General features: G+C 37.4%; 24 protein-coding genes. 14 read left to right on the forward strand and 10 right to left on the reverse strand.

Features of this window, described 5'->3' with window-relative positions; all coding sequences use genetic code 11:
* Nucleotide 1 precedes the first annotated feature (1 nt).
* Nucleotides 2-901, forward strand: a complete 900-nt coding sequence (locus tag D1B32_RS04135) for an ABC transporter ATP-binding protein (RefSeq protein WP_118888704.1) — start codon at nt 2-4, stop codon at nt 899-901.
* Entirely contained in the window at nt 894-2,147 is a 1,254-nt protein-coding gene (locus D1B32_RS04140) for an ABC transporter permease (RefSeq protein WP_095309679.1), read from the forward strand. Before D1B32_RS04135 ends, D1B32_RS04140 begins: the two co-directional genes overlap by 8 nt.
* Nucleotides 2,148-2,210: 63 nt before the next feature.
* Here the strand turns inward: D1B32_RS04140 and D1B32_RS04145 are convergent, their stop codons facing one another.
* Nucleotides 2,211-3,434 (reverse strand): MFS transporter, encoded by a 1,224-nt coding sequence (locus D1B32_RS04145; protein WP_158586204.1) that lies wholly within the window; start codon nt 3,432-3,434, stop codon nt 2,211-2,213.
* A 112-nt stretch (nt 3,435-3,546) separates the two neighbouring features.
* On the opposite strand from D1B32_RS04145, the gene D1B32_RS04150 reads away from it, so the two are divergent.
* On the forward strand, nt 3,547-5,268 hold the full coding sequence (locus D1B32_RS04150; protein ID WP_118888706.1) for an ABC transporter substrate-binding protein: 1,722 nt from the start codon (nt 3,547-3,549) through the stop codon (nt 5,266-5,268).
* 69 nt (nt 5,269-5,337) lie between these two features.
* On the opposite strand, the gene D1B32_RS04155 is transcribed toward D1B32_RS04150, so the two are convergent.
* The gene (locus tag D1B32_RS04155) at nt 5,338-7,383 is read right to left on the reverse strand and encodes a catalase (RefSeq protein WP_118888707.1); all 2,046 of its coding nucleotides are present in this window, start codon (nt 7,381-7,383) and stop codon (nt 5,338-5,340) included.
* Between the two features lie 158 nt (nt 7,384-7,541).
* Here D1B32_RS04155 and D1B32_RS04160 point away from each other — a divergent pair, with 158 nt between their 5' ends.
* The 8 genes from D1B32_RS04160 (at nt 7,542) to D1B32_RS04195 (ending at nt 15,417) form a co-directional block, all read left to right on the forward strand.
* Nucleotides 7,542-7,754 carry a helix-turn-helix transcriptional regulator gene (locus D1B32_RS04160; RefSeq protein ID WP_095309670.1) on the forward strand — a complete coding sequence of 71 codons (213 nt, stop codon included), beginning with the start codon at nt 7,542-7,544 and terminating at the stop codon, nt 7,752-7,754.
* Nucleotides 7,751-8,140, forward strand: a complete 390-nt coding sequence (locus tag D1B32_RS04165; protein ID WP_118888708.1) for a hypothetical protein — start codon at nt 7,751-7,753, stop codon at nt 8,138-8,140. Before D1B32_RS04160 ends, D1B32_RS04165 begins: the two co-directional genes overlap by 4 nt.
* A 386-nt stretch (nt 8,141-8,526) precedes the next feature.
* A complete protein-coding gene (locus D1B32_RS04170; protein WP_095309666.1) occupies nt 8,527-9,432 on the forward strand; it encodes an aminoglycoside phosphotransferase family protein in 906 nt (301 codons plus the stop codon).
* A 121-nt stretch (nt 9,433-9,553) separates the two neighbouring features.
* Nucleotides 9,554-9,838: a hypothetical protein gene (locus tag D1B32_RS04175; protein ID WP_379600342.1), complete on the forward strand. Its 285-nt coding sequence runs from the start codon at nt 9,554-9,556 to the stop codon at nt 9,836-9,838.
* 151 nt (nt 9,839-9,989) lie between these two features.
* The gene (locus D1B32_RS04180) at nt 9,990-11,210 is read left to right on the forward strand and encodes a metallophosphoesterase family protein (protein WP_095309664.1); all 1,221 of its coding nucleotides are present in this window, start codon (nt 9,990-9,992) and stop codon (nt 11,208-11,210) included.
* Between the two features lie 5 nt (nt 11,211-11,215).
* Nucleotides 11,216-14,164 (forward strand): ATP-binding protein, encoded by a 2,949-nt coding sequence (locus D1B32_RS04185; RefSeq protein WP_158586205.1) that lies wholly within the window; start codon nt 11,216-11,218, stop codon nt 14,162-14,164.
* A 31-nt stretch (nt 14,165-14,195) separates the two neighbouring features.
* The gene (gene yhaM, locus D1B32_RS04190; RefSeq protein ID WP_118888709.1) at nt 14,196-15,143 is read left to right on the forward strand and encodes a 3'-5' exoribonuclease YhaM; all 948 of its coding nucleotides are present in this window, start codon (nt 14,196-14,198) and stop codon (nt 15,141-15,143) included.
* A 73-nt stretch (nt 15,144-15,216) separates the two neighbouring features.
* The gene (locus D1B32_RS04195) at nt 15,217-15,417 is read left to right on the forward strand and encodes a sporulation YhaL family protein (protein WP_095309658.1); all 201 of its coding nucleotides are present in this window, start codon (nt 15,217-15,219) and stop codon (nt 15,415-15,417) included.
* 61 nt (nt 15,418-15,478) lie between these two features.
* On the opposite strand, the gene D1B32_RS04200 is transcribed toward D1B32_RS04195, so the two are convergent.
* On the reverse strand, nt 15,479-16,375 hold the full coding sequence (locus tag D1B32_RS04200; RefSeq protein ID WP_118888710.1) for a peptidylprolyl isomerase: 897 nt from the start codon (nt 16,373-16,375) through the stop codon (nt 15,479-15,481).
* A 198-nt stretch (nt 16,376-16,573) separates the two neighbouring features.
* Complete coding sequence (locus D1B32_RS04205; RefSeq protein WP_095309655.1) at nt 16,574-16,759, reverse strand: hypothetical protein; 186 nt, start codon at nt 16,757-16,759, stop codon at nt 16,574-16,576.
* A gap of 377 nt (nt 16,760-17,136) precedes the next feature.
* Between D1B32_RS04205 and D1B32_RS04210 the strand changes: the two genes are divergently transcribed.
* A complete protein-coding gene (locus D1B32_RS04210) occupies nt 17,137-17,496 on the forward strand; it encodes a DUF1878 family protein (protein ID WP_240033724.1) in 360 nt (119 codons plus the stop codon).
* 66 nt (nt 17,497-17,562) lie between these two features.
* On the opposite strand, the gene D1B32_RS04215 is transcribed toward D1B32_RS04210, so the two are convergent.
* The 3 genes from D1B32_RS04215 to D1B32_RS04225 all read right to left on the reverse strand — a co-directional run bounded on the left by D1B32_RS04215 (nt 17,563) and on the right by D1B32_RS04225 (nt 19,406).
* Nucleotides 17,563-17,922, reverse strand: a complete 360-nt coding sequence (locus tag D1B32_RS04215; protein ID WP_095309653.1) for a YtxH domain-containing protein — start codon at nt 17,920-17,922, stop codon at nt 17,563-17,565.
* Nucleotides 17,923-18,192: 270 nt separating this feature from the next.
* Entirely contained in the window at nt 18,193-18,714 is a 522-nt protein-coding gene (locus D1B32_RS04220; RefSeq protein WP_118888711.1) for a tryptophan transporter, read from the reverse strand.
* Nucleotides 18,715-18,980: 266 nt separating this feature from the next.
* Nucleotides 18,981-19,406 (reverse strand): HIT family protein, encoded by a 426-nt coding sequence (locus tag D1B32_RS04225; protein WP_095309649.1) that lies wholly within the window; start codon nt 19,404-19,406, stop codon nt 18,981-18,983.
* A 677-nt stretch (nt 19,407-20,083) separates the two neighbouring features.
* Between D1B32_RS04225 and D1B32_RS04230 the strand changes: the two genes are divergently transcribed.
* On the forward strand, nt 20,084-20,830 hold the full coding sequence (locus D1B32_RS04230) for an ABC transporter ATP-binding protein (RefSeq protein WP_095309647.1): 747 nt from the start codon (nt 20,084-20,086) through the stop codon (nt 20,828-20,830).
* Nucleotides 20,823-22,037, forward strand: a complete 1,215-nt coding sequence (locus D1B32_RS04235) for an ABC transporter permease (protein WP_095309645.1) — start codon at nt 20,823-20,825, stop codon at nt 22,035-22,037. The genes D1B32_RS04230 and D1B32_RS04235 overlap by 8 nt, the downstream gene beginning before the upstream one ends.
* Before the next feature lie 48 nt (nt 22,038-22,085).
* On the opposite strand, the gene D1B32_RS04240 is transcribed toward D1B32_RS04235, so the two are convergent.
* The 3 genes from D1B32_RS04240 to D1B32_RS04250 form a co-directional block, all read right to left on the reverse strand.
* Entirely contained in the window at nt 22,086-23,267 is a 1,182-nt protein-coding gene (locus tag D1B32_RS04240; RefSeq protein WP_118888712.1) for a M20 family metallopeptidase, read from the reverse strand.
* 267 nt (nt 23,268-23,534) lie between these two features.
* Nucleotides 23,535-24,377 (reverse strand): aldo/keto reductase, encoded by an 843-nt coding sequence (locus D1B32_RS04245; protein WP_095309641.1) that lies wholly within the window; start codon nt 24,375-24,377, stop codon nt 23,535-23,537.
* A gap of 107 nt (nt 24,378-24,484) precedes the next feature.
* Nucleotides 24,485-25,711, reverse strand: coding sequence for a CynX/NimT family MFS transporter (locus tag D1B32_RS04250; RefSeq protein ID WP_095309638.1), 1,227 nt, complete (start codon nt 25,709-25,711; stop codon nt 24,485-24,487).
* Nucleotides 25,712-25,817: the final 106 nt, after the last annotated feature.

Below are 25,817 nucleotides of genomic sequence, written 5' to 3' on the forward strand. Positions count from 1 at the left end.
TTTGACATTGGTATTAAAAGACGTCACAAAACGTTTTCAAGGACACACGGCAGTAGACCGACTTTCACTTGAAATTCCAGAGAAGGAAATGTTCGGTTTTTTAGGAGGTAATGGTGCTGGTAAGACAACTACTTTCCGGATGATTCTTGGGCTATTGGATAGCTCGGAAGGGGAAATTTCTTGGAATGGTAAGCCAATCGATTACGATAATAGTCATTTGATTGGTTATCTCCCAGAAGAAAGGGGACTTTATCCAAAACTAACCGTGAAAGAACAGTTGATTTACTTAGGAAAGTTAAGAGGAATGAAGAAGCAAGCAATTCTTACAGAGCTCGAATACTGGCTGGAAAGATTTAAAGTACCTGAATACATGACAAAAAAAGTTGAAGAGCTATCTAAAGGGAATCAGCAAAAGATTCAATTTATCTCAGCTGTCATTCACAAGCCCAAATTACTTATTTTAGATGAACCATTTTCAGGGCTGGATCCTGTTAATGTTGAAATGATGAAGGAGGCAGTAATTGACCTGAAAGATCAAGGAACTTCGATTGTTTTTTCATCCCACCAAATGCATCATGTGGAGCAGCTATGTGAGAATTTGTGCATTTTACGAAAAGGTACACCAGTTGTGCATGGATCATTAAAAGACATCAAACGCTCCTATGGAAAAAAGAACTTGATTATTCATGGAGATATCGACTTTGGTTTTTTAAAAAATTTCCAAGGTGTATCTGGATATCAAAAAGGTGCTCAAGGCTGTAAGCTGCAAATAGATAATGAGCAAGTATCCCAAGACATTCTTTCCGCAATCCAGGGAAAAGGTTTTGTTCGTAAATTTGATCTTGAAGAACCATCGCTTAATGATATTTTCATTGCGAAAGTAGGTGAAGCATATGAATAAATTCTGGACTGTTTTATCCCATACATACATTACGAAGGTTAAGACAAAGTCATTTATTTTCAGTACGCTCATTACTTTGTTAATTATCGCGGGTCTTGCTAATTTCCAAACCATTATTGACATGTTCGCTGGAGAGGAATCGGGTGAAATTGTGGTTGTGGATGAATCAGGTGTCTATACAGAAGCATTGCAACAAAGCCTTGCTGCAGCAGAAGAGGACATTGAATTAGTTCCATTTGATGGTACGGTTAACGAAGCGAAAGTGGCTGTACAAGATGGTCAATATGATGCAGTTGTGGAACTGACGGAAAACGAAGAACAAATTTTTGATGCAACGTATTTTGCGAATACTATTACAGAGTCTGGAAATCAAATGATTATTGAACAGCATTTACAACAATTAAAGATTGCCATTGCAACACAAGCCTCTGGTATTGACGAAGCAAGGATTGCGGAAATTTATGCACCAATTGCATTTGAAGCAGTTGCGCTTGATGAATCAGCAAAAACAGAGGAAGAACTCAATCAAGCGCGAGGTATTGTCTATGTCATGCTGTTTGTACTTTATATGACTGTTATGATGTACGGTCAGATGATTGCAACGGATGTCGCTACAGAGAAATCATCAAGGGTTATGGAGATACTGATATCGAGTGCACCTCCAATTACACATATGTTTGCAAAAATAATTGGTATTGCATTAGTTGGACTGACGCAAATTGGATTATTTATTATAGTTGGTTATACGCTAATTCGTTCGAAACAGGAAGAGTTAGTCGGGGGAGTTTTCGAGTTATTTGGTGTTCAGGATACATCGCCAATGATTTTTGTTTACGCAATTGTGTTCTTTATTCTCGGTTATTTACTTTATGCAACATTAGCAGCAATGCTTGGTTCACTTGTAAGTCGAATTGAAGATGTGGGCCAATTAACGACGCCGATGATGATGTTAATTGTAATTGCCTTCATGATCGCTATTTTTGGCCTAGGGGCACCTGAGTCAACGTTTGTAACAGTAACCTCTTATATTCCATTCTTTACACCGATGATTATGTTTTTGCGAGTTGGAATGCTTGATATTCCAATTTGGGAAGTTGCATTATCACTGGGAATTATGGTTGGAACGATTGCCGTTCTTGCGTATATCGGTGCGAAGGTCTATAGTGGCGGCGTGCTGATGTATGGAAGATCTGGTTCATTGAAGGATTTAAAAAAGGCGCTTGTATTAGGGAAGAAAGAAAAGTAGGGCCGGAATGTAAGAAAGACCATTAAATCAAGTTCAGGTTTGATTTAATGGTCTTTTAATAAATTAAACTAAATTGCGAAATGGATGAAAGTAAAGGCGGATGAACAAAAGAGAAAATATTCCTGCAGATATAGCAAATAAAATTGGAATGGGTAGCCATTCTGCCCATAATCCAGCAATAAATAATCCAAATGGTAGGGTTAACTTCATGAGCATGGAGGATGTTCCTGCTACACGACCTAATAAATGGTTTGGCGTGAATTCTTGCCGAATCGTGAAATAGACAATATTAGAAATTGTAGTAGAAAAGGTCCGAATGGCAAGCGCAATTCCGATGGCCCACCATGTCGGTGCAAAGATAAGATAACTGACCCCGACGATATCAAAAAGTAAACAGAATGTATAAATATTGCCACGCCCAAATCTAGCGCGAATCTTACTGACTACAGCTGCACCTAAAAGGCCACCTACCGCTGAAATCGTAAACATCAACCCGATTTGTGCTTCCGTAGCACCAAGTTTATCGGTAACATAAAAAATAAGCACGCCAATGACAAGGCTTGAAGCAAAGTTGATAAATAATACAGTAATTGTTGGTGTCAGTAATGTTTTATTACGAAATAGCTCATCAATCCCTTCTTTCATATCATGCCAAATACTGGTTTTTTCTCTGATCTCTCTTTCCGAAACAGGAAGTTTAAAGAATTGAACACATAGAAATAAAATGAATAAGCAAAGTAAATAGATTGATAATGTGGCTGTATAGGAGAAGGCGACTAAAAATGCTCCTGCAAGCCCTGGGCCAGCTGTTTGAATCAATGTACTTACAAATGATAATTTTGCATTGGCTGAGGTCAGTTGTTCCTTCGAAATAATTTGCGGTATAACGGAATGATGGGCATTTCCAAATGTATAGCCGGCGCAGGAGAGTATGAATCCAAGGATGTATAAATGCCAAAGCTGCAGACTATTTGTGAGTAATAGAAGTACGATGCCAAATACGGAAGTGAATTGAATAAAACTTGTCAACTGCATCATCTTTTTTCGGTTAAATCGATCGACAAGTACACCAGCAAGCATTCCGATGAAAATATTAGGGAAAAATTCAATTGCGCGCATGCTGCTCATTGCTAATGCCGATTGACTAATTTCATAAATTAATAAGGGAATTGCTATTGTGTACATCTGTGACCCGAAACTTGAAATTATATTTCCTCCCCATAGAAGTAGAAAGTTTTTGTTTCTCCACAATGTGAGAATGTTGTCCTTGCTTTTAGCTGCTTCCATTGGCATACACTCCAACCTTTCATTGATTCTATTCCTAAAAGAAGTGTAAAATAAAAAAAGATGAATATAAAGTGAAGATTGTAAAAAAAAATGTTCACCTTTTGGAGGAAAAATGAAATATATTGAACATATGAAGGTGCTAACGCGTTATTTTAATAAAAAAGAAGAAGTAGAAACAACTATCGCTCGATTAGCTGAAATTCTTAGCTGTTCTGAACGACATGTGAAAACGATTGTAAACTTCCTTCACCAAGCAGGTTACGTAGAGTGGAGAATCCAAAGAGGTCGTGGGAAGAAGCCGAAGTTAATGCTGAATTATACGCATGAAGAGGTGCATCTTAAGGAAGCGAAGCAAAGCGTAAAGATGGAAAAGTATCAAGCTGCATTCTTCATTGTGAGTCAATTAGAAAAAGAAGCACAATATACGTTCCAGGAATGGTTTAGAGGATATTTAGGAATGACCCATAAGAATATAGAGGACAATGATTTGGACATCCTGCGATATCCTTTTTACGAAACAAAGCTATCGATGGATCCATTGTTGATCATATCAAGACATGATGCACATATGGTTCAGCAAGTCTTTGAACGTTTAGTAGAATTTAATCGTCATACAGGACAACTGGTACCTAAAATTGCTCGCCATTTTGAAAGTCGAGATGGCAAACGATGGGTGTTTTATTTGCATAAAGGTGTCCTATTTCACCATGGGAGAGAATTGACAAGTGAAGATGTAAGCGCAACATTGGAGCGATTTTTAAAGGAAGATAATATTAAAGGAAATGAAATACGTATGGAGTGTGTAACAAGATATAGCATTGTGTTCCAGCTTAAGCATGCTGATTATATATTTCCGCGATATTTATCAAGCCTAAAAGCATCGATTATTCCGATTGAAGTTTTCAAGAAAGATGAAGAAGGATTTCAGAATTTACCTGTAGGTAGTGGTCCATTTCAATTAATTCGCAATGATAATGAAATGATTCGTTTAGATGTGTTTCAGCAGTATTATGGGTTACGCCCTTGGTTGGATCGTGTGGAGGTTATAAATACACCAGCATTATTTCAAGACGACCAATCCCATCCGTTTCGATTAACTGCACCAGATACTGCTTGGAAAGAAGTGCGCTCGATTGAAGAAGGCGCAGACTATATAACATTTAATTGCAGAAAAAGTGGGCCATTGCAGGACAGTGAATTTCGCCGGCGTATCTGCCAAATAATCGATCCTGAGCAATTTTGTTTAGAAGGAGAAATGGTTGCGCATAGTTTTCTAACGCAGAAGTCAAGAGAGCTTGACTTACCAGTAAGGAGTAATGCGAAGCAAAAGTTGGCAGGCAATGTTGAACTGAAAATCGCTGCACAGCAAATCCGAGAAGGAGTTAACCATGAAAGAGAAGCGATGATACTCAAACAGCAATTAGAGCAAGCAGGTATAGAAGCGGAAGTAGAAATTGTAAACGCAATCCAATTCAAGGATCCTCAGGTTATCGAGAAGTATGACTTGTTTGTTTCTGGAATTGCATTATCGGATGATCGATTACTTTCTGTTCTAACTTCCATTCATTCCAATCAATTATCCATTTTTCCATGTTTGGATGAGGACATGAAAGTATTTATTAATAAACAGGTTTCAAAAATGAAAACATTCCAAGATGAAACGGCTCGTTGGAATAGTTATTTTGAAATAGAAGATTATTTAAAAGCGCAGCATGCAATCATTTTTCTCAATCATCGTATTCATACAATTTACGAATCCGAATCAAGTCAATATGCAAATATCGAACTCGATAGTCATGGCAGAGTTGATTATCGTGCTGTATGGAAAAAATGAAATGTAACACTGCTCCCAAAGTAACGACATTGGGGCAGTGTTGACAGACTTTCTTAATCAATTCAAGTATCAAATTACCTTTCGATCCCAATGACGGTGTGCTGCGATAGCTTCAAGAAACGTCTCCAAGAATTGTTTTCCGCTTCCTTCAATAACACCTGGATCACCAATTATATTATTACTTTCAAGCCATTCAATTCCATCTGCTGTTGCGCCAATTGCTTTATAATGTTTATGAGCTTCTTTTACAAAGTCGCTTGCATTTTTGTAGAATGCGTCATCAACATTACTGCCACCGACAATATAAACGGCATCATACAAAACTGGGTGAGTTGTTGTGAAAGTATGAACAACTTGGAGGTCAACATTATTTTTACCTGATACGAAACCTTGTTTGTCGCTAATAATTTCGTATGCTACTCCAGCTATGTTCAATCCTTGTAAAATCTCTTTTACCTCCGTATCCTGAAAGCCATTGTGCAAAATCACAGCAATTTTACGACCAACTTGAGTTTTTATTGTGTTTTCTTGACTAAGTGCAGGGGAGGCCTTTGTTACAGATGATTCTTCTGCAGTAGGAGGAGTTACCCCGATGTTGTTCGCAACCTCTGTGGCCATTGCTAGGTCAACATTCCCAAACATATCAACTACCTGCTGTTGAACCGATTTATCTTTTACGCTCCCAACTTCAAAGCTAAAGGCATTAATAATATGTTGCTTTTCAATAGGACTCATGCTGTTCCAAAAAAGTTTAGGCTGAGAGAAGTGGTCATTAAAGCTTTCACTTCTAGTTCGAATGATACTGCCTTCGACTTTTTCTTGATAATGAACAAATCCTCCCTCTTCTTCTGTTGCTGGAGCGGGGGTATTTGCAGCCATTGAATTATTATGATAAGCTACCCTTCCTTTATTGATTGTTTGCCTATGGTAGCCATCTCGCTGATTATTATGGAATGGACACACAGGCTTATTGATTGGAATCTCATGAAAATTTGGTCCACCTAATCGAATAAGCTGTGTATCTGTATAGGAAAATAAACGTCCCTGTAACAGTGGGTCATTTGTAAAATCAATACCTGGTACAACATGTCCAGGATGAAATGCGACTTGTTCTGTTTCAGCGAAGAAGTTATCGACATTGCGATTTAATGTAAGCTTGCCAATTATTTTTAGCGGTACATCCTCTTCAGGCCAAAGCTTTGTAGAATCAAGAATGTCGAAGTCAAAGGCAAATTCATCCTTTTCCTCAATTATTTGCACACCTAATTCATACTCAGGGAAGTTCCCCATTTCGATCGCATCAAATAAATCCTGACGATTAAAATCTGGATTTTTACCGGCAATTTTTTGTGCTTCATCCCAAACGAGTGAGTGGACACCAAGCTTCGGTACCCAATGGAACTTAACAAAATGCGATTTGCCTTGCTCATTTACAAAGCGGAAGGCATGAATCCCGAATCCTTGCATCATTCTGAAGCTTCTTGGGATCGCTCTATCCGACATAAGCCACATTACCTGATGTGCGGATTCCTGGTTATTTGCAACAAAATCCCAAAATGTATCATGCGCAGCAGAAGCCTGTGGGATTTCATTATGCGGTTCAGGCTTAATAGCATGAACAATATCCGGAAATTTAATACCATCCTGAATGAAGAAAACAGGCATATTGTTAGCTACTAGATCATAGTTACCCTCCTCGGTGTAAAATTTTGTAGCGAAACCGCGAACATCCCGGACTGTGTCTGCCGAACCACGAAAACCAACAACTGTTGAAAAACGTACAAATACGGGTGTTTTTACCTTTGGATCTTGTAAAAACTTTGCTTTCGTGTATGGTTTCATGGATTCGTAAAGTTCAAAGACGCCATGCGCAGCAGTTCCCCTGGCATGTACGACACGTTCTGGGATACGTTCATGGTCGAAATGGGTCATCTTTTCGCGGAAATGGAAGTCTTCCATTAGTGTTGGACCGCGTTTTCCGGCAGTTAATGAGAGCTCATCCTCCGATACTTTTAAACCTTGATTTGTTGTTAGTATCTTATTCGTATCATCTACACGGAATTGCTCTAATTGCTCTTGCTTACTATTTTCATTAATTTTAGGGTTCTCACTCATTGACAAACTCCTTTCCTGTAGTTGTTAGTATGTAATATTCCCAAAAGAGAGCATTCTATCATATTCTTTTTTTTGAAAAGGTAAAGATGTCTTTACGTTAAAGGTTTGGTATGTTATAAAATATGTAAAGATATCTTTACTTACTAGAAGGTGAAATAATGCCGGTTAAAAACAACATACGGAAAATTAGGTTAGAAAGGGGGATAAAGCAAATTCAAATGGCTGAGGATTTGCAGGTAACCAGACAAACGTTCACAGCGATTGAAAAAAATAAATATAATCCCAGTCTTGAACTTGCACTTAAGATTGTAGAGTACTTTAATGTTCCGATCGAAGAAGTATTTACATTAGTGGAGGAGGAAGGCGAATGAAAAGAAGAAAAATGCACAAATGGAATTTTACGTTTGCAGGAATTGGAGGAGTCATTGGAATGACGATTGGGCAGTTGCTTGTAGGAAATCTGAACTTCGGTGGCATACTTGGATCCTTAACTGCATTATTACTTGTGGTTGGAATTGATGTAGCTCGAATGCGTTTTAAAAAAGACAAAACACCGGATTTTGATGAACGAACAGTGAAAAACATGCTTAAATTTTATGCTTATGCGGCAAATATCTTTATTGCGCTTCTTTTTATTGGGTTGGGAATTATTAGTTTCATGAATATAGAAAGTGTGGCAGTTTTCTATTTAATGATCCCATTTGCGGTATATTTTCTTTTAAGTGGTGTTGGAGCGCTTATTGTCAGTCGTAAGTAGGTAGTGAGCCAGGGAGAGAATTCGATGAAAACCATCAGCCAGTCATGCAGCTGGCATAACATATCCAAAATTTGTACACAAGGCTGATGGGCTACGTATGAAGGAACGCTTTTTAAGAGTCATACTTAACGACTGGAATGGTGACTTATTTGTGAGCATGGCGTCATAATCGGCTGGAATGGTGTGTTATTTGTGAGTATGGCGTCATAATCGGCTGGAATGGTGTGTTATTTGTGAGTATGGCGTCTTAATCAGCTGGAATGGTGTGTTATTTGTGAGTATGGTGTCTTAAGCACCGGAGATAGTGTCTTGTTTGCATGTATGGAGTATATGGATGATGCTTACATTTCATTGCCAACGCTAGAATACAGACAAGGAGTGATCAGATGGAAGAACAATGGAAAAAGAAGATTCCTTTTTTGCGATATTCGAAAGAAGTCGTTTCGTTGGACAAAGGATTTTCTTATGATAAGAAGTTTATTATTGATAATCAGTATCTGCTACGAGTTTTTTCGAATAAACAAATTCAACGCAGAAAAGAAGAATTTGTTACGGTAAACAAATTAGGTGCCTATTCAGATGCAATCCCAAAAGGAATTGAATTTGATGTGATAGAAGGAACTGATATGGCTTATATGATACTCACGTATCTCCCAGGAAAAGACGCTGAGATTGCTTTAAAGGAATTAACAAACGAAGAGCAATATCGAATTGGAATTTTAGCGGGAAAGGAATTAAAGAAACTTCATCGTTTTTCAGCCCCTACTGATTATCCAGCATGGAATACAATAAAAAAACAAAAGAGTGATAGGTACTTAATGGAGTTACAGCAGATTGATGTGGATAAACGGATAAAGGAAATGCTAGAAACCTATATTTGGGAAAATGAAATGCTGTTAAAAGGAAGGCCAAATACATTTCAGCATGATGATTTTCATCCTGCCAATATTCTAATTCATAACAGGACATTTTCTGGAATTATTGATTTCGGACGAATGGATTGGGGAGATCCGGTTCATGACTTACAGAAGCTCGGTTTTTTCTCCAAGCGTATAAGTATTCCGTTTACAAATGGGGTTATTGCCGGCTATCATAATGAGCAGCCTGTAGCGGAATCATTTTGGAAATTATATACATTATATAGTGCGATGCACGTTGCTTCATCGCTTGTCTGGGGACTAAAAAGAAGTCAAGCGCAATACGAAATAATGCTAAACTATTCGCTGGATGTAATAAGAGATCATGAGGATTTTACACGTGTCATCCCGAAATGGTATAAAGATGGAAGTTGAAAGCGACTGGAGCAAAACAATTCTTCAGGAAAGTTTTAAAAACTGTACATACGCCCAATAGTTACTTTAGGCATATGCATAGGATAATGGAGAGAGCAATAAAGAAATGAGGGGAAAATAGATGAGTGATGAACAAAATGAGACGCTTGTATCCACGAATTATGACATGTCTCCCTATTTAGCTTATGTACCATATCCTTATTTTAGAAATGAACATGAATATCATGGTGATCAACGATTTTTTCCGTTCTTGCTGCCATTTCTAGGTGGTCTAGCCGGTGGTTTGCTCGCTGGTGCGGTATACCAGCCAGGACCGGCGTATTACCCCGTATATCAACCATTTCCAGTTTATCAACCGTATCCATATCCACCGTATGGCCCTTATTACTCGGGGTATAATTGGTGAAGTATCAGATGCCCGTATTTATTCAAATAATATGGGCATTTTCTCTTCTATTATATAGAACGTGCATTCTGTTTAGCGGTTTGGTAAAATGGGATTAATAATATAACGATTCAATAACGAAATCATTATGTGTTAAAAGGAGAGATCCGAAATGGCAGAAGAAATATCATTTATCCATGCAGCTGATTTGCATTTAGATAGTCCTTTTAAAGGATTGAGTAATCTACCGGAACAAATTTTTAATGAAGTACTTGAAAGTACATTTGCCGCTTTGGATCAACTAATTGAGGTAGCGATTAGCAAACAGGTGGATTTTGTTCTGATAGCTGGAGATTTATTTGATAATGAGAAGCAAAGCTTGAAAGCGCAAATTCGATTACGACGAGCTTTCGAGAAATTAGAATCGCAGTCAATTCATGTATATTTATCCTATGGAAATCATGATTACATAAAGGGCAATCGTTACCCAGTAACATACCCAGAAAATGTTTCTATTTTTCCAGGAGAGAAAGTGACCAATTTCACGTTTACCAAAGATGGAGCGGATGTAGCGCAAATCTATGGATTCAGCTATGAAAACCGTGCTGTATTTGAAAGGAAAGCGAAAGCATACAAAATTAGCGATGAAACAATTCCCTATCATATTGCAATGTTACATGGAAGTATTGTTAGCAACACAGAGCACGACGTATATGCCCCGTTTCAAATTTCTGATTTAGTAGAAGAAGATTTTAATTACTGGGCACTTGGTCATATCCATAAGCGAGAAATATTAAAAGACACTCCTCCTATCGTCTATCCTGGGAATATTCAAGGACGAAATAGAAAAGAAACAGGTGAAAAGGGATGCTACCATGTTATATTGAAGGACAAGCAGGCTGAGTTGTCCTTTATCCCATTACAGTCCATTGAATTTCAGTCGAAAAAAATAGATGTTTCTTCGTGTAAGCAGGTTCATGATTTAGAAAAGCAAATCTTAAGGGAGATCACTGGTACAAAAGGACCTCAATTAATTGAACTTACCCTAACAAGTGATGATCCAAGCTTGAAAGAGTGGGAGCGTCTAAAACATGTGGAAGATATTGTTGATCTTATCAATGAAACAACTGTTTCTGGAATGAATTGGAAATACATATTTCGTGTTTCAACAGATGTGAAGCAAGTTCTAATTGATGAAGCTATGGAGAACGGTAGTCATTTTATAGCAGAATTGTCTCATCACCTAAAGGAGACGGCTATACTTCCGTACATTGGAGAATTATATCAGCACAAACAGGCAAGGAGGTATTTGAAGCCATTGTCAAATGAAGAAGAACAAGAAATTAAAGAAGAAGCAAAGCAGCTCCTGATCCAGGAACTGCTGAAGGGGTGATTGATTTGAAAATCCTCGATGCCACAATTTATGGTTTTGGAAAATGGGTCGACTATAAAATTGATTTTTCAGATGCAACATGTATTTATGGAGAAAATGAATCTGGTAAATCAACGATTCAAAAATTTATTCTTTTTATGTTGTTTGGTCTCACACCGAAGCAGCGCACATTTTATCGACCGAAGACGAGCGGAAAAATGGGTGGTAAAATGACAGTCCTTCATTCAGAGATCGGTGAATTTCGCATTGAACGATTGGATGAAGTGAATAATGGTGCTGCTGCATGCTTTACGAAAGACGGAAAAACATATGACGAAGCATGGTTAAAGGAACAGCTAAATGGAATGACAGCAAAAACATACGAATCCATTTTTTCTTTCTCTGCACTAGACTTAACGGAAATTCGCAATATGAAAGATGAAGATTTAGGTGAAGTGCTACTTGGGATTGGGATGACAGGATCCAATAATATCTATGCTGTTGAAAAACAATTGGATGCGAAAATCGGTGAGCTGTTTAAACCAACTGGAAAAAAGCCACTAATGAACCAAAAAATTGAATCATTAAATCGGATTTCTGATTCCTTACAAAGCTTTCGGGAAGTGGAAGCTTCATATCGCGAAAAAAAAGAAACGGTTGCACAATTGGAGCAGGAGCTAACGCAATTGCAAATAGAGATGAAAGAAGAAAAAAAAGTAGCATTTACGATCGAAAAACAACTACATGCCCTACCGGTAATCCATGAATACCATAAGTTAAAAAAACAGCTTGAAGATTATCCAGAGACAATTAAATTTCCTGAAAACGGTGTAAGTCGTCTGGAAAAATGGAAGGAATCGCTATTGCCGCTCAAAAGTGAATGGAATATCGTCGCAGGTCATGAAAAGAAGTATAAGCAAAAGATAGCGACGATTGAGCAGGACTTACATGCAAAGGAAATCGGTCAAGAAGCAAAAGGGCTTCTTGACGAGAAGAAACGGATTCAATCGCAATGTGGTGAACTAAAAAAACTACAAACTGCGGTAAGCCATGATGAACTTCAACTAAATGAAGCGATGGATCGTTTACATCTAGGTATACAAGTAAAAGAACTTGCTAGTCTAGAGCTTCCCTTTTATTTAGAAAAGGCATGGACGCAATTAAAGAATGAAAACGAGCAGCTCAAACTTGAATCCGAACAGTTGGACAATGAACAGAAGCAGCTAGAGCAAGAGAAGCATTATATGAACAACCAAATCAAGCAGTTGAAGGAATCGATTTTATCAGATAGTCATGTACATGAGTTGCGTGATCGGTTAGATACTTTTAAATCAACACAATTAATGGATAAACTCAAAAGGGATGCAAAAAAAAGGGAAGAAGCGCAAAATAAAGAAAATCAACTAGCTTCAAATGTCCTTATAGGAAGTATTATTGTTGCAATCCTTTTAGGTATTGGCGCAATATTAACCGATTATAGCTGGCTCTATACGATTATGCTGCTGACACTTGTGTTGGGAATCGGGCAATGGTTGATGACGAAGCGAACAAATAAAGAGTTCGATCATGTACTTGAGGATTATCATGAGCAATCTGGTCAACAGGTTACGGAAGCAGAAAGAAGAGAAGCAGCGGAACTGCTAGAAATGCAGGAAAAGTATAAAAGTGAGCAGGCGGCCTTACAAGAGCAGTTGAAGCTTGCACACATCCAGTATATTAAATGGAATGAAAAACAAAACCTGTTAGCTGAACGGGAGCAGCGATTAGAGGAGCAAATTTGTCGTCATTATGAAAGCCATCCTTTCTTAAAGCAAATGGAAATGGCATACTGGCCTGAACTGTATCATCATTTAAAACATGTTTTGAAATTAATAAAGGATTGGCAAAAGCATATGGATGAGGTAGCTACGCTGGAAAAGCAATTGGCAATAGATCAGCAAAATCTTGAGCGATTTATAGAAAAGCTGGGGGTTACTAATTCAGGAGAGGATCTAGAAGAAAAGCTGCAAACGATAGAGCAAATTCATAATGTCCAACTAGAGAAACGTAAAGAGCTTAATTATTATAAGCAACTATTAGCAGATTTAAAGGAAAAACAACGTGAATTACAAGAAAGTATGCAAACATACGAAACGGAAATAGAGCGTTTGTTTAACCTGGCAGCAGTTGATACAGAGGAATTATTCTATGAAAAGGCGAGACAATCAGAGGAAAAGGCTACGCTTGAAAAGGAATTAGCAAAAACGACGACACAGCATAAAAACCTATTGTCAACGGAAGGCTTACAGCAATTTGGAAAAACGATGGTAACAGAAACAGAACTAGAATTGAATCGGCAACATACCGAAGAATCAATGCAATCACTGGAAAGCAAGCTAGAAAAGGTAAGAGAAAATTTAGCAGATACGAAAGCAGAGCTCGTTGCCATGGAATCAACGGAGTCTTATTCTACTAGTCTTCATCAGTTTGAAATGGAAACGGAGCATTTTAACCAGTTGGGTAAAGAATGGGCGGTTTTAAAAACTGCTAAAGAAATACTTACAGAGACAAAACGTAATTATCGAGCGAATTATTTATCGAAGGTCATTGAAGTAACAACTTTATATTTTAAAGAAATTACGGACGGGAAGTATGTTCAGGTCTATGCGCCAACAGATAGTAGTGTGTTTCAAGTAGAATCAATCGACAATATACGATACACTGTAAATGAATTATCTCAAGGAACAATTGATCAGCTGTACGTAGCATTACGTCTTGCAATAAGTGAAATAATGAGTGAAAAGCACGGATTACCATTTGTGATTGATGATGCTTTTGTGCATTTTGACTCTATTAGAATAAAGAAGATGATTGCTATTCTTCAGCAAGTTGCAGAAAAGCAACAAGTGATACTGTTTACGTGCAGACAGGAAATCGCTTCTGCTGTAACGGAAATGAAGCAAATAGACATAACGGAAAAAGTCCAAAATATATAGTTTTCAGGAAATTGGAAAGGGCGGAGAATACATGAAAAGAGGAATAGGTTATAGCGCAGTAGGCGAGACGTTCGATGACTTTCTATTAATCAAGGAAGCTACTAAAGGAATGACGAGCAATGGGAAACCATTCCTAACCTTAATATTGCGTGATGCAACTGGGGAAATAGAAGCAAAGCTTTGGGATGCAACAAAGGATGATGAAACGCTTTTTATTGCAGAGCAAATTATTCGGGTGACAGGAGAGATCAACCAATTCCGAGGTAAGAACCAATTAAAAATCTTATCTGTAAGACCAGCGCAGGAAACGGACGGTGTGAAGATCTCTGATTTTGTAGAGAAAGCTCCTGTGGAAAGGGAATATTTGACGGAAAAGCTGACAGAGGCTATTTTTGAAATGAAGAATCCAGTCATTCAGCGGATAGTTAGAGCATTTATAAAAAAATACCAAGAAGGGTTGCTTACCTATCCAGCAGCATCTAAGAATCACCATGAATATGCATCTGGCTTAGCTCATCACATTGTAAGCATGTTACAAATAGCGAGAGAGCTATCCAAGCTTTATCCGCAGATTAATAAAGATCTTCTTTATGCAGGAATTATTTTACATGATCTTGGTAAACTGAAAGAACTTTCTGGGGTGGTGACAACTACATATACTTTAGAAGGAAAATTACTTGGGCATATCCCAATGATGGTGGAAGAAATTGGCTTGATGGCTAGAGAATTGCAAATTGAAGGGGAAGAAGTGCTCATTTTGCAGCATCTGGTTTTAAGTCATCATGGGAAGGCAGAATGGGGAAGCCCGACACCACCATTAGTGCGTGAAGCGGAAATTCTTCATCTTATTGATTTAATTGATGCGAAGATGAATATGCTGAATCGTTCTTTAGATAAGGTGAAGCCTGGTGAATTTACAGATCGGTTGTTTGCAATGGATAATCGGGCATTTTATAAGCCATTATTTGAAGAAAATTAAGCAATAGTTATTTTCCTCATTTTTGTTCATATATATAAAATAGAAAGCTTGGACAAGATTGGGGGATTTATGGATGACAGAAGCAATTCCATTATGGGTATTCGCGGTAATTATTTTGATTTTCCTCAGCGGTTATATGGCATTCCGAGCAATGCTTGCAGAAAGGAAATTAGATCAGCAGTTTATTGAACGTGAAGGACAAATCTATATGGATCGTATTCATGAAGATAAATTGCGACGAGAGTCAGAAAATGAGCAACAGCGCTCCAATTAAAATAGGCTGTCAGGTGGTTCGTTCACCTTGACAGCCTATGATATTTTTTCGTAATTGTCTCTTATCCTTTGGCTTCTTCTGATCCTTGACCTTCTGTTTCTGGTATTTCAAGAAGGTCCTTGAATTCATCAATTTTAATATCGACTTTTGCATCCTCAATTAGCGAATCCATTTTTTCTTGAACTTTTGTAACATCCATTCGTTTTGTTAATAGTTCACGGCGCAGGTCTTCTTTTACATCTTCAAATTTACCGATGCTTTCTTCTTTATCACGAATATCATTTACTTTAATGATATGGAAGCCGAATTGTGATTGTACTGGATCACTGATTTCGTCTATTTCCATGTTGTAAGCTGCCTCTTCAAATTCAGGGACCATTTCACCAGTTGAAAAGTATCCAAGGTCTCCGCCATCCTCTGCAGAACCATCTGTTGAATATTCTTTTGCTAATTCAGCAAAATCTTCACCTTCATCCAGCTTTTGTTTTACTTCATTTGCAGTATCTTCATCTGCTACAAGAATATGCTGTGCTTCAATCTCAGTGTTTTGACGATTATATTCTTGCTCAAGATCTTCTTCTGTAATCTCTATATCTTCTGCAATTGCAGCTTCTTGCAATAAGCTTATGCGAATAATCTCGCGAAGTTCATCCTCACTGCCAAAGTTTTGCTCGATAATGGAATCATATTGATCACCATATGTATCTTTCATCGATTGAATCTCAGCATTCACGTCTTCCTCAGTTACTTCGTAATTATTCTCGAGCACCTTGATTGTAATCATTTCTTCAAGGATAGCTTCTCCATTGCGGCTTTTCAGTTTTTCATAAAAGTCTTCTTTTGTAATATCTCCTGCTTCTGATTCCACAACCACTTCAGAATCTGCTTCATTATTTGTACATGCTGCTAACGTTAGTGTACCAGCAGTAATAATAGCAGCAAAGGCTAATTTCTTCATCGTCTCTAAACACTCCTAATCTGTTTGTTGGTTCTAGTTTTCATTGGAAAACTTGGTATTCGCCAGGTCTTTTGGGCGGATGACTTCGTTGCACTTATGCAGATAAGAATGGTTTATACCTTATTATCTGCCAATGATAAATATAACATACTTCCTTTTAGAAAAAATAGTATTATGTAAAATACCTAAAAAATACCGTTAAACTGTCACATTCATGACACGTAAGTAGGAGCATACGAGCAATGCGACCATAATCATATTGATCACACGGAATATTTTAGCTTGCTTATGCTTGTCCATTTGCATTTTGATGCAGAAAGATTTTGTAAGGGTGTTGAAAATAAGCAATACAACAAAAGCAAAGCACATATAAAAAATGACCATGACTTGAACTCCTCTCATTCAATGTACACTTGTAATCTTACTCTACCAAAAGAAGTGCTGGATGAACAGAGGCAGGAGAAGAAAAATAGAGAAATGAATTATCATTTTTCCAGCTAGAATGATATAGTTACTGATATATATAAATCGCTGTGAATAAAGTGAAAGAAGCTTTTTTTGTTTTCCATGTTTCTGTATAATAGTAGAAAGACAAAAAATATATCAGAACGATTATAACAAAAAGTAGTTTCATGTATACAAATTATATAGATAGCAAATGAAAGCAATTCAAAAAAACAGGTCGCTTGCTATTGATAGGAAACACAACTATATAGAGAAAACAGTGTTTAGAGAGATGCTATTTTAAGGGGGAAGCTGAGTTGGGGGAATTTGAAAATACAAATGACAGCTCATTATTTCATATACAATTACTTTCCAAAATAATAGATATGAATCAATACCCCGTCATCAAAATGATTATCGAACATAATCTTACCCGCAAGGAATACAACGAAATGATGGAGATGATTCAAAGCTTAAATGATGCGTATGAGCTTCAAAAAGAAGAGGGCTTGCTAGATTTCACATCATTGCTTATTCAATTTGCTGGTATGTTGAATGAGAAACTGGACCCAAATAAGACAATTGAAGCACTGAAATTAGATGGATGCTATCCAATGCTTATGTCGGAGTTCAGCAAGATATTGGAGGAATATGACAGGCAACATCGTAGAAGGTGAGTTGAATGATTCTGGAATAAAAAATGAGACAGCCCTAACCAAGCTGTCTCATTTTTAGTTCTAGTATTAATGATTTTTAACCTTATTTTCCAGGTCTCTCAGACTAGTTTCAATTTGTTCCAATGATTGATAAATACTTTCTTGATGGGGTTCAACCGTTTCTTTCCATTCCTCAACAGATTTTCTGATTTCGTCTGTTAAATCTTTAATGAGGACAGCACCCTCTTTGGACGTGTGTTTAATTTGTTGTTGTAGTCGTAAACCTTCTACTTTTAGTCGGTTGAGAAGAAGTTTTAATTCCAATCCCTGATCTTTTACACGAACACGTACATCTCTTCCTGATTCAGGTGTGCTTAATAATGTGACTGCTGCACTAACTGTTCCCCCGACAAGCAGTCCTAGAATAAATGATTTTCCTTTTGACATAGCTACGCACTCCTTTCTTGCTTCTATTATATCATTTCCACTTTTCATAGTGCTATCAAACATATTTATTAAGGAGGAATAAAAATATCCTGTTGCTATAGGATACTGCGACCTTAGCCGATTTCGGCCTCTACCTCCACTTTCTTAATCACGCACACATATGAAAAGGCTTCACTAATTTGATTATAAAAAATAAGCGGAAATAAAGCTACTACTAAGCAGAAAAACATAAAAAACCTCTGACATTGTTTTATCAGAGGTTTGTATAGATTAAGCTACTGTTATTGGTTTAGACCGTTTCATAATTCCTTGTACGATCGGATAAATAACAATCATGATGATGGTGTTTAAAGCAGTGGCAGGTAATACAATTCCAACAAACAATGCTAAGAATCCGCCTTCCATTAATCCGACAATGAATAATGCAACAGAAAGGAAGATCGAACCGCTAACCATTGTACCAAAAGCAGCTAAAACAGGTGCACTTAATGTAATCTTAACTTTATTTTTCACGAGTAAAAATAAAGCGAAAAATACAAAGGCTGTGATTGGTTTATCAATAATGTTGGCAATTTGTCCTCCAGGTGCAGATGTTGTTAAAGCGGATATGATACCTGTTGCTATGGATAGAATAAGTACATATTTTGCTTTAGGAAATAGTAAAATTCCTAGAAACATCATGGACAACAGCATATCAGGCTTCACACCAAAAAGCATAGGTGGTACAACTGCATGCAAAACAGCACCGATACCTACCAATAGGGATAAAATAATCAATATTCTCGTATTCATTTTTAACTCTCCTCATCTATTCTATGCTCAAGCTTTTTTATTTCCAACTGTACACTCGTTGTCAGTTGCGAAATGTTAGCAATAGTATAGCAGAATTTATTGAAAATTAAAAGGACTAATTTTTGTAAATGCTGGAATAGCGACGTCCAGCTCCAGCACGAAAGTTGTAGCAAGACTTCCATCACCTCATGACACGATAAAGAAGACTTACCGATTGGTACAGGGCGCAGTTCATACGTCGCTAACTGGACGTTTCCGCTTTTGTTTTAAATTGCGGCTTTAATTTCCTGGGCAATATTTTGCAGTTCTTCTGACGTATATTCGTCTGTATGTACAGTCCAGTTTGGTGTGTAGCCATCACCTTCGCCATATCTTGGAATTAGATGCAAGTGAAGATGGAATACAGACTGCTCTGCTGGCGCTTCATTATTGTTTAATACATTCATTCCTAATGGACTGTATGTTTTTTTAATCGCATTGGCAATGATTGGAACTCGAGCGAACAATTCTTTTGCAACCTCTGGTGGTGTTTCATAAATGTTTTTCGTATGTGTTTTCGGAACAATAAGTGTATGTCCTTTTGTTACCTGACTTAAATCCAGGAATGCATAAACATGCTCATCTTCATATACTTTGGCAGAAGGAAGTTCACCATTAATTATGTTGCAAAAAATACAATCGTCATGACTCATTTGTTATCTCTCCTTTTATAATTGTATATATTATGTTTATTGTAGTAAGTATTAGGGACAAATGTAAAGCTATTCCTCTTATTTTCTGAAAAAGGACAAGCGCAAAATAAATAAACAGGTCAGACCCGCATAATGCGGACCTGCCTGTTTTAAGAAGGAAGAGGATGTTTTAAACTAATGCTGGGGAACTGTAAACACCAGTAAATCATGCAAAGATGATTCGTCTATGGTTTACAAAAACCATTATACCAATTGTCCACTTCGTCTGAAGCGGAAGCTGGTAAAAGGGCTTTATATCATTAGTATGCCAACACTGACACCCCATCTCGCTTTTTTACGAAAAATCAGAGTAATTATCGAACACTAACACCTCATTTTGTGTTTTTTACACGAAATTACATTAGATATTCGATCGTCAACACCTCATTTGCGTATGACAAGATTTTGTTGTAGTGAGACATCCTCGTTTCTTCCTTTCTATTTTGTTCCGAAATAAATATCTTATACATGGATTTTTTAAAAATTTTGATGGGAAGTATGTCTTGTACTGAAACAGTAATGTCCGCGTATTATCTAAGGGCGTTCTGCGCTTTTGGTCAGAAAATGTCGTAAGGTTTGCCTTTGGCAATGTCCAGCAATAATGATAAAATCAAAAGTAATGACAAGGAGGGATTTTGATGGAATCCTTATTACATATTGATAGCCTTCATGGAGGGTATACACATAAAAATGTATTGCACGGTATTTCATTTGATGTTAAACCAAAAGAAATTGTAGGTTTAATTGGTTTGAATGGTGCTGGTAAAAGTACGACGATTAAGCATATTATTGGACTCATGCAGCCCAAAAAAGGAACCGTTCGCGTGAATGGAAAGAGCTACAAGGAAAATTCAGAAACGTATCGAAATCAAATGGCATATATTCCGGAAATGCCGATATTATATGATGAATTAACGCTTTATGAGCATCTGCGCTTAACGGCGATGGCATATGGAATTGCTGAGGATACATTCGAGGCAAGACTTCAGCCGCTTTTAAAGGAATTTCGTTTAGAAAAAAAGCTAAACTGGTTCCCCGTTCATTTTTCAAAAGGGATGCGACAAAAGGTTATGATTATGTGCGCGTTCTTAATCGAACCACCGCTTTATATTGTTGATGAACCATTTGTAGGTTTAGACCCATTGGGGATTCAATCTTATCTACAACTGATGGACAGCATGAAAAATAAAGGAGCGGGTGTGTTGATGTCGACACATATTCTTGCTACTGCAGAGCGCTATTGCGATCGTTTTGTTATTTTGCATGATGGTGTTATTCGAGCGATTGGGACATTAGAAGAATTAAGAGAAAGCTTTAATATGCCTGATTCAACGTTGGATGATTTGTATGTGCAATTAACGAAAGAAGAAGATAGCCATGTTTGATTCGCATGAATTTTATAAAAAGCGTTTTTCATCTCACTTAAAAGAGACAGGCCGTTATTTGAAATATATTTTTAATGGTCATATGGCATTCGCTATCCTATTCTTTATTTCTGCATCTGCATATTATTACCAACAATGGTTGACGGAATTACCAGCGAATTTTCCGACGGCTTTGATAATTGGAATTACATTCGGGCTAATTGTGAGTTATAGCCCTGTAAGAACGTTATTAAAAGAGCCGGATCTTGTTTTTCTTATCGTAGCTGAGACAAAGATGGGGGCCTATTTCCGTAATGCGCTTATTTATAGTTTTGTCATTCAGCTTTATATGATTCTGCTTTTCGCTGCAGCATTTGGACCGCTTTATTTTGCTTCATATCCAGAAAGAGCGGGAAGTATGTATTTACTTACACTAGTTCTACTTTTACTATTTAAAGTTGCAAATTTATTTGCAAATTGGTGGATGCTGAAAGTTAGGGAGCCAGGAATTCGGAATATTGATCTTCTCATCCGCACGGTTTTGAATGGGGTTATTTTTTATTTTATCGTAAATGGTGACATGCTATTTGCAGGAATTACTTCGATTTTATTTGTCATCGTTTTTCTCTATGATTATTATTACTCCAATAAACAATCAGGGTTGGCGTGGGATTTGCTTGTTGAAAAGGATCAAAATCGCATGCAGACGTTTTATAGAATAGCCAATATGTTTGCAGATGTTCCACATTTAAAAAACCGCGTAAAAAAGCGTCAGTGGTTGGTTCATTTAGTTAACAGAGGTGTCCCAATTGAAAAGAAACATACGTATGACTACTTATTTCGAATTTCCTTTATTCGCAGTGGAGATTACTTAGGGATGTATGTGCGTCTCATCGTAATTGGAGGATTATTCATTTATTTCATTCCGAATGTATGGATGAAGATATTATTTGGAATTTTATTTCTCTATTTGAGCACATTCCAGATGATGCCCCTTTATCAACATCACCGAACGAATATGTGGCTGGATCTTTATCCAGTTGAATTAAATTATAGGAGAAGTGCTGTTCTCAAGATTGTTTATCAACTAAGTACAATTCAAACGCTCTTGTTCGCCTTGTTGTTTGTTCTGTTACAGGAATATTTGGGATTTGTTATTGTTCTTGGTGGTGGGTTGCTCTTTACCGTTCTATTTGTGAATGGTTATATGAAACCGAGGTTAAAGTAATACAATGAAGCAGACCAAATCTATTTTGATTTGGTCTGCTTCATCTGGTTAGAATTCGGAATTCGCTTTTTGATATTCAAAATAAGCTCCAATTAAGGTTTTAGCAGCAATTGGTAAAGCTTTCTCCTCAATATCAAATTTGGGATGATGGTGTGGATATGGATTTCCTTCTTTGTTCGCACCTGTAAAAAAGTATGCTCCTGGCTTTTCCATCATATAATAGGAGAAGTCCTCTCCACCCATTACCGGTAAAATTTCCTCAGTAGTATGAATCGCATCAATTTGTTTGCTCGCTTCGAGAACAATTTCAGCTCCCTCAGAATGATTGATTAATGGCGGATAGCCTTTTATATAATTTAATGTGTAGGATGCGTCGTTTGATATACAAATACCTTTAAGTATTTTTTCCATCTCATCCATAATTAGTTTTTGAACATCTGTATTAAAGTATCGTACCGTACCAACTAATTCTGCTTGATCAGCAATAATATTAAATGCATTCCCCGCTTGGAAAATTCCTGTTGTTAGCACTGCTGTTTGTAATGGATCTACTCTTCTGCTAACGATTTGCTGAAACTGTGTAATAACTTCCGCTCCGAGAACGATCGCATCCTTTGTTTCATGTGGGTATGCACCATGTCCACCTTGGCCTTGAATCTTTATCTCAAACCGATCTGCACCAGCCATAAATTCCTTTTTTGAAGTCTGGAGTACGCCTAGGGGAACGGTTGCCCACAAATGTGTTCCAAATACTGCATCCACTTCATCGAGTGCGCCTGCTTCTATCATAGGTTTCGCTCCACCTGGTGCAAATTCTTCCGCATGTTGATGTAAAAAGACAATCGTTCCTGTAAGCTCGGCTTGATATTTTTTCATAGCTTTAGCTAGTGTAAGTAGTGTTGCGGTATGTCCGTCATGGCCACAGGCATGCATGACACCAGGAACCTTGGATTTGTATGGTACATCTTTTTCATCTTGAATTGGCAGTGCATCGAAATCGGCTCTTAATGCAACTGTTTTACCTGGCTTTGCTCCTTTTAATGTTGCGATTACACCATTTCCACCGACTCCTGTTTGATAGGGAATCCCGAGCTCTTCATAGAAATCTGCTATGTATTTTGCTGTTTTTGTTTCCTGAAAAGATAATTCGGGATGCTGATGCAAATATCTTCTGATCTCTATCATTTCTGGATAGAGCTCATCAATTGATTGATGTATACTTTCTAACATTGATAACGCCACCTCTTAAATTAATTCACTTTTACGTTTATTCTATCATAACATGAGTTTCTATTCAGAAAATAAATTTTATATATTTTAAGTTGGGAACCACTACGATAATTGGAGGTTTAATATGAAGGTTAAGATAGTGAATTATCAAGGCACTGTTATGGAGAAGGAAAGGTGAATAAGAAGTAATCCGTTCATTAGAAATTAAAAACAAACGTGATGATAGTGCATCAAAGGCTCATATACGATGCGCTATCATCATGTGATTTAAAACTCTTCGTAAACAGCTGGGTCCTGATTTTTATTTCTGCCATCAGGGCGAGTCAACTCTCCAATGAGGTTCATTTCAGTTTCGTCCAGTGAAAAGTCAAAAATCGATATGTTTTCTAATTGTCTTTGCGGTGACGCTGATTTAGGAATAGGAATGGCATTCAACTGATAATGCCAACGTAAAATAATCTGTGATACAGTCTTGTTATGGTATTCGGCAATTTTTTGTATCACTTCATGTTGTAAAGCATTATTTGTGCGACCAATAGGACTCCAGGATTGAGTCTGAACTTGGTTATCCTGATGCCATTTTCGCAGTTGTTCTTGGTTGAAAAAAGGATGTAATTCAATTTGGTTCATGCTCGGCTTTACACCAGTTTCTTTTTCTAATCGCTCCATATGCTCCGGTAAGAAATTACAAACACCGATAGAGCGAATAAGCCCCCATTTTTTTGCATCAATTAATGCTTGCCAGGCTTCCATATAAATATCTTGGATTGGGTTCGGCCAATGAATAAGGTATAAATCATAGTAATCTAGATTTGCACGATATAATGACTCTTGAATGGTTGTAACGGCTTTATCATACTCATGGTAACGTCCTGGTAATTTGGATGTAATTCTTAATTCTTCTCTTGGAACAGAACTGCGTCTTACAGCTTCCCCAACAGTTCCTTCGTTTTCATAATTATAAGCTGTGTCAATTAGCCGGTAGCCGATGTCGATCGCACTTGTAATCGCATTTACACCTGCATTCCCATTAAGTTTATATGTACCCAAACCAATAACTGGTACGGTCATACCATCATGAAGCGTAATCTCTGGAATCGATTTACTCATTATGAACCACTCCCTTTCACTAATAGTTTAAGCGTATCACTATATGAACAAGTAATTCAAATAAATTAATCCATTATTAATATAAGAATGATTTGTTCAATACATTATTAAGCTGACCCTTTTAGCTTTTCTCCCACAGTTCTTTGCCTGCCAGATCCAATTCCAGCGAGCAGCAGCAATCCAATGATACCTATTAATAATAGTAACGGGATACTCCAGCTGTTTGCGATATCGTGTAGGGCACCAATAAGAACTGGTCCCGTCGCTGCTAACAGGTAACCAAATGATTGAGCCATTCCAGATAATGCTGCCGCTTGTTTTCCATCCGTTGTTCTTAATGTGAAGAACATCATGGACAAACTAAATGCACTACCAGAGGCTATACCAATTAGGATAGCACTGACAGGAACGATAGTTGGATGTCCGATTAACAATCCAAGTATGCCTGATGCATATAAACAAGCGGTTACGATGCTTAAACCGATTTGATTTTTCAAGCGCTCTGCAATAATTGGGATAATAAAGGTGATTGGAATAACAGAGAATTGCATTAAGAAAACCATCCATCCTGCTGCACTTGAACTATAACCAATTGTTCGTAATATATCAGGGAGCCAGGTTATTAATGTATAGAATAGAAAAGATTGACATCCCATATATAGTGTAACCTTCCAAGCTAATCCAGATTTCCATAAATGATTTCCGTTTTTCTTTACAGCGATCGTATTAGTAGTCCCTTTTCTTTGAAGTAATTGCGGGACCCATACAAGTATGGCTAAAAATGAAATACATGCGAAGACTGCTAATGCGCCTGGCCAGCCAAAACCTTGAATTGCAGCAAGAGGGACACTTAATCCAGAGCCGAGCGCACCAAATATATTCATCGATACAGCATACACACCTGTCATCATTCCGATTTTTAAAGGGAAATTCATTTTGATAAATCCTGGTAGTAACACATTGCCAAATGCTATTGCAGTCCCTATTAAGATTGTTCCAATGAATAAAAAGCCAACATCTGCTAATGAACGGACAATAATTCCAGTGGTTAGAATAAGCATAGAAAGAAAAATCGTCCATTCCATTCCAAGCCGGTTCGCTAGTTTTGGTACAAATGGAGAAAGAAGTGCAAATGCGATTAGAGGCAGCGTGGTGATACTTCCTGCTATGGCATTGTTCAGTGCTAAATCATCTCGAATAAAAGGGATGAGTGATCCGACAGAAGTTAGTGGGGCTCTTAAATTGGATCCGATTAGAATAATTCCGAAGATAAGAAGCCATGTTGTACGTTTATTTTTTTGCTGATTTTCTAATGATAAATCTTTTGTATTCAATTTTTATCCTCCATTAGTTATAATTGCGGTATGGTGCTTTTATATAAATGATGTTATACTTAACGTTGCGATGAGCTGATTTGTGTAAGTCAAAGCACAATGCAAT

The sequence above is a fragment of the Oceanobacillus profundus genome (assembly GCF_003515705.1).
GTDB lineage: Bacteria > Bacillota > Bacilli > Bacillales > Amphibacillaceae > Oceanobacillus > Oceanobacillus profundus.

Bases quoted from the DNA above. Each gene is read 5' to 3' on its own strand.
- D1B32_RS04140 (WP_095309679.1), top strand. From the start codon at position 894: ATGAATAAATTCTGGACTGTTTTATCCCATACATACATTACGAAGGTT.
- D1B32_RS04145 (WP_158586204.1), bottom strand. From the start codon at position 3,434: ATGGAAGCAGCTAAAAGCAAGGACAACATTCTCACATTGTGGAGAAAC.
- D1B32_RS04150 (WP_118888706.1), top strand. From the start codon at position 3,547: ATGAAATATATTGAACATATGAAGGTGCTAACGCGTTATTTTAATAAA.
- D1B32_RS04155 (WP_118888707.1), bottom strand. From the start codon at position 7,383: ATGAGTGAGAACCCTAAAATTAATGAAAATAGTAAGCAAGAGCAATTA.
- D1B32_RS04160 (WP_095309670.1), top strand. From the start codon at position 7,542: ATGCCGGTTAAAAACAACATACGGAAAATTAGGTTAGAAAGGGGGATA.
- D1B32_RS04165 (WP_118888708.1), top strand. From the start codon at position 7,751: ATGAAAAGAAGAAAAATGCACAAATGGAATTTTACGTTTGCAGGAATT.
- D1B32_RS04170 (WP_095309666.1), top strand. From the start codon at position 8,527: ATGGAAGAACAATGGAAAAAGAAGATTCCTTTTTTGCGATATTCGAAA.
- D1B32_RS04175 (WP_379600342.1), top strand. From the start codon at position 9,554: ATGAGTGATGAACAAAATGAGACGCTTGTATCCACGAATTATGACATG.
- D1B32_RS04180 (WP_095309664.1), top strand. From the start codon at position 9,990: ATGGCAGAAGAAATATCATTTATCCATGCAGCTGATTTGCATTTAGAT.
- yhaM (WP_118888709.1), top strand. From the start codon at position 14,196: ATGAAAAGAGGAATAGGTTATAGCGCAGTAGGCGAGACGTTCGATGAC.
- D1B32_RS04195 (WP_095309658.1), top strand. From the start codon at position 15,217: ATGACAGAAGCAATTCCATTATGGGTATTCGCGGTAATTATTTTGATT.
- D1B32_RS04200 (WP_118888710.1), bottom strand. From the start codon at position 16,375: ATGAAGAAATTAGCCTTTGCTGCTATTATTACTGCTGGTACACTAACG.
- D1B32_RS04205 (WP_095309655.1), bottom strand. From the start codon at position 16,759: ATGGTCATTTTTTATATGTGCTTTGCTTTTGTTGTATTGCTTATTTTC.
- D1B32_RS04215 (WP_095309653.1), bottom strand. From the start codon at position 17,922: ATGTCAAAAGGAAAATCATTTATTCTAGGACTGCTTGTCGGGGGAACA.
- D1B32_RS04220 (WP_118888711.1), bottom strand. From the start codon at position 18,714: ATGAATACGAGAATATTGATTATTTTATCCCTATTGGTAGGTATCGGT.
- D1B32_RS04225 (WP_095309649.1), bottom strand. From the start codon at position 19,406: ATGAGTCATGACGATTGTATTTTTTGCAACATAATTAATGGTGAACTT.
- D1B32_RS04230 (WP_095309647.1), top strand. From the start codon at position 20,084: ATGGAATCCTTATTACATATTGATAGCCTTCATGGAGGGTATACACAT.
- D1B32_RS04235 (WP_095309645.1), top strand. From the start codon at position 20,823: ATGTTTGATTCGCATGAATTTTATAAAAAGCGTTTTTCATCTCACTTA.
- D1B32_RS04240 (WP_118888712.1), bottom strand. From the start codon at position 23,267: ATGTTAGAAAGTATACATCAATCAATTGATGAGCTCTATCCAGAAATG.
- D1B32_RS04245 (WP_095309641.1), bottom strand. From the start codon at position 24,377: ATGAGTAAATCGATTCCAGAGATTACGCTTCATGATGGTATGACCGTA.